Annotated in this window: 4 protein-coding genes; 3 read left to right on the plus strand and 1 reads right to left on the minus strand. The window is 68.2% G+C overall.

Features of this window, described 5'->3' with window-relative positions:
* Window positions 1-125 precede the first annotated feature (125 nt).
* Complete coding sequence (locus tag VD972_RS04145; RefSeq protein ID WP_324981072.1) at window positions 126-1,034, plus strand: SPASM domain-containing protein; 909 nt, start codon at window positions 126-128, stop codon at window positions 1,032-1,034.
* A 29-nt stretch (window positions 1,035-1,063) separates the two neighbouring features.
* Window positions 1,064-2,182, plus strand: coding sequence for a hypothetical protein (locus tag VD972_RS04150; protein WP_324981075.1), 1,119 nt, complete (start codon window positions 1,064-1,066; stop codon window positions 2,180-2,182).
* Here the strand turns inward: VD972_RS04150 and VD972_RS04155 are convergent.
* Window positions 2,076-2,645: a helix-turn-helix transcriptional regulator gene (locus VD972_RS04155; RefSeq protein WP_324981078.1), complete on the minus strand. Its 570-nt coding sequence runs from the start codon at window positions 2,643-2,645 to the stop codon at window positions 2,076-2,078. The genes VD972_RS04150 and VD972_RS04155 overlap by 107 nt on opposite strands.
* 60 nt (window positions 2,646-2,705) lie before the next feature.
* On the opposite strand from VD972_RS04155, the gene VD972_RS04160 reads away from it, so the two are divergent.
* Window positions 2,706-3,101, plus strand: a complete 396-nt coding sequence (locus VD972_RS04160; protein WP_324981081.1) for a zinc-binding dehydrogenase — start codon at window positions 2,706-2,708, stop codon at window positions 3,099-3,101.
* The last annotated feature ends 224 nt before the right edge of the window (window positions 3,102-3,325 follow it).

A 3,325-nucleotide genomic window follows, 5' to 3' on the forward strand; every position in this document is an offset into this window, starting at 1 on the left:
CATCGGCGGCGAGGCGTACCTGCACCCGGGCTTCCTAGACATCATCCAGGCGCTGAAGGCGGCGGGCGTCCGCCCCATGCTGACGACGGGGGGGGCGAGGCATCACCGCGGAGCTCGCAGGGGAGATGGCGCGGGCGGGCCTGCATGGGGCCTCGGTGAGTGTGGAGGGACTGGAGGAGACCCACGATCTGATGCGTGCGGCCCGAGGCAGCTTCGTGTCGGCCACGGCGGCGCTCGGCCACCTGAAGGCGGTGGGCGTGCGGACCGCCGCCAACACCAACCTCAACCGCCTCAACCAGGGGGACCTGGAGGGGCTGTACGCGCATCTGAAGGCCCAGGGCATCGGCGCGTGGCAGATCCAGATCACCGCGCCGCTTGGGCGGGCCGCGGACCGGCCGGACCTGCTGCTCCAGCCGTGGGACTTGCTGGAGCTGATGCCGCGCATCGCCCGGCTGAAGGAGCAGGCGTACCGGGAGCGCATCCTCATCATGCCAGGGAACAACCTGGGCTACCTGGGGCCGGAGGAGGCGCTGCTGCGCTCGGTGCAGGCTGGCGGGCGCGACCACTGGCGGGGCTGCCAGGCGGGCCGGTATGTGATGGGCATCGAGTCCAACGGCGCGGTGAAGGGGTGCCCGTCTCTCCAGACCGCCCACTACGTGGGAGGCAACCTGCGCGAGCTGCCGCTGGAGCGCATCTGGAACGACAGCCCCGAGCTGGCCTTCACCCGGGCCCGCACCGTGGAGGACCTCTGGGGCTTCTGCCGCACCTGCCCCTTCGCCGAGGTGTGCATGGGAGGATGCAGCTTCACGGCGCACTCGCTCTTCGGACGTCCGGGCAACAACCCCTACTGCCACTACCGGGCGCGGACGCTCGCGGCCCGAGGGCAGCGCGAGCGGCTGTTGCCCAAGGCGCCCGCTCCCGGCAGGCCGTTCGACAACGGCCTGTACGAGCTCGTCCTCGAGCCCGTGGACGCGCCAGACCCCAAGCCAGCGGTGAAGCGCGAGTACCTGAAGACGCGCCGCTGGCCTCGATGAAGGAGGCTAGAGTGGGGGACGGAGGAGACATGCGCAAACTGGTGCTTCTCGCAGGCCTGCTCGTCTTGACTCCGGTGCTCGCGCAGATCGAGCCGCCGGATGTGCCGAAGGTTGAGGATGATGGCGGTGCGCCCCGCGTCTACTACGCCCACTCCTACGACGCGCAGGGCTGGAACCTGGCGGGGCTCGGCGATCTGATCTCGGTGCACGTGCAGAACTTCGGCAGCCTGCTGAAGCAGACGAATGATACCTGTAGTGCGATCGTCCTCTTCATCGACGGCGTGGCCGTCAAGGGGCTCCAGCCGATCTCGTGCGATATGGCGGGTGGCCACGTACGCTACCGGCTGCTGCGGACGCCCCAGTCGGAAGCGGTCTGGCACATGCTGCTCGGGAGTCCCACCGGTTACACGCGCCAGGTCAGCATCAGCGTTGGCACGACCGATCAGTTCTCGCTCGCGAGCAACGTCACCGGCTTCCAGCTCGAAGTCATCCCGCGCGCGAAGCTCTTCCTCTTCCTCGGCATCTTCGTGGCGGGAGGGCTGGTGTTCCTGTGGCTCTGCCAGAAGCGCGGGTTGATTCGCACCGGTTCGGTGACGGTGCCGGTCTCGAAGCGGCCGTACAGTCTCTCGCTGTTCCAGATGGCCTTCTGGTTCTTCCTCGTGGTCGCGGCGTACGTCTTCATCTGGATGATCGCCGGGGAGCTCGACACGATCACCGACTCGGTGCTTGCGCTGCTCGGCATTGGGGCGGGGACGGCGCTGGGAGCGTCGTTGATCGACAAGAACAAACAGCCCTTGGCCGAGCAGTCGTCAGCCGCCGTGCCCTCCGAGGCGGGCAGGCCCTTGGAGACGCAGGGTTTCCTCAATGATCTGTTGAAGGATGACACCGGCAGCCTCAGCCTCCACCGCTTCCAGCTCTTCGTCTGGACGCTGGTCCTCGGTGTCATCTTCTGCGGCTCGGTCTACAGGGGCCTGACGATGCCGGACTTCAGCGCGACGCTGCTGGGCCTGATGGGCATCAGCTCCGGGACGTACCTGGGCTTCAAGGTGCCGGAAGGCAAGAAGGCGAGCGAGGGGCCTGCAACCTCTCTCGTGGGTGCAGTTCCTCCTGCGGGAGCAACCCCCCCGTCAGTGCAACCCTTCTCGTGAGCACAACGCCTCCCGTGGGTGCAAACTCCCCCGTGGCTACAACCCCTCCAGCGGATGCGACCTCTCCAGCGGGTGGTGCAGCGTCCTGACGCGTGCGCCCTTCACGGGGCGCCCTCCGAGCGCCGACCCGGGCACTCGCGAGCCCACGCCGCTCGCCGCGTGCTGCACCGTCGGACCGGCCCTCGCGACGGTACGCACCCGGCGGCGTGCCCAGCACCCGCTTGAAGGCGCGGTTGAAAGCGGCCTTGGACTCATAGCCCACGCGCTGCGCCGCCTCCGTGACGCTCAGGTGCGGCTCCCCGCGCAGCCACCCCGCAGCCCGGTGCATGCGCCAGCGGGTGAGATACGTCAACGGCCCCTCGCCCACTACCTGAGTGAACAGCCCGGAGAACGCCGAGCGCGACATGCCCACCTGCCGCGCCAGCGACTCCACCGTCCAGTCCTTGCTGGGATCGCCGTGCATCAATGCCAGCGCCGAGGCGATGGCAGGCTCCCGCAGCCCCGCACGCCAGCGCGCGGAGGGGTGGGCACGGCGCTGCTCCAGCTCGGCAAGCTCCAGGGGCTGGAGCTGTACAGCAGGGCCTCCACCGGGAAGTTGGAGCTGGTGCGCAGCCTGGGCACCACGCCCATCGACTACACCCGCGAGGACTTCGCGAGGCGCGTGCGCGAGCTGGCTCCTGGAGGCGTGGACGTGGCGCTCGATGCCATGGGGGGCGTCAACTTCAGCCGCGCGTACTCGACGCTGAAGCGTGGAGGCCACTTCATTGCCTACGGCTACACCTCGAAGATGGACAGCCCCATCTGGGGCCGCATCGACACATTCGCCCGCTTCGGGTGGATGATGATGAAGCCGGACGGACGCAAGGCGACCTTCCACGGCATCATGTTCATGAAGGAGGACCACCCGGACTGGCTCTGAGGCTCCTCCAACCGGGTCCCTCAGGGGAAGTCGTATCTGGCAGAGCGCCACCGGGCGGATGGTTTGGGGTGCTCCCAGTGCTGCGCCCGTGGCAGGACAGACTGCTCGCCTCACCGTCGCTCATGTCAGCCTGTGCTGATGTGATGGCAGACACCAGCAACGAGGAGGGTGGCGGAGATGGAACGGATGGGGCTTGTTGCACACGTCGAGCAGCAACTGGAGCG

Origin of the sequence: Hyalangium sp. (assembly GCF_035629615.1) — a bacterium.
In the GTDB taxonomy this organism is placed as follows: domain Bacteria; phylum Myxococcota; class Myxococcia; order Myxococcales; family Myxococcaceae; genus Hyalangium.

Bases quoted from the DNA above. Each gene is read 5' to 3' on its own strand.
- VD972_RS04150 (WP_324981075.1), top strand. From the start codon at position 1,064: ATGCGCAAACTGGTGCTTCTCGCAGGCCTGCTCGTCTTGACTCCGGTG.
- VD972_RS04155 (WP_324981078.1), bottom strand. From the start codon at position 2,645: ATGCACGGCGATCCCAGCAAGGACTGGACGGTGGAGTCGCTGGCGCGG.
- VD972_RS04145 (WP_324981072.1), top strand. From the start codon at position 126: ATGGCGCGGGCGGGCCTGCATGGGGCCTCGGTGAGTGTGGAGGGACTG.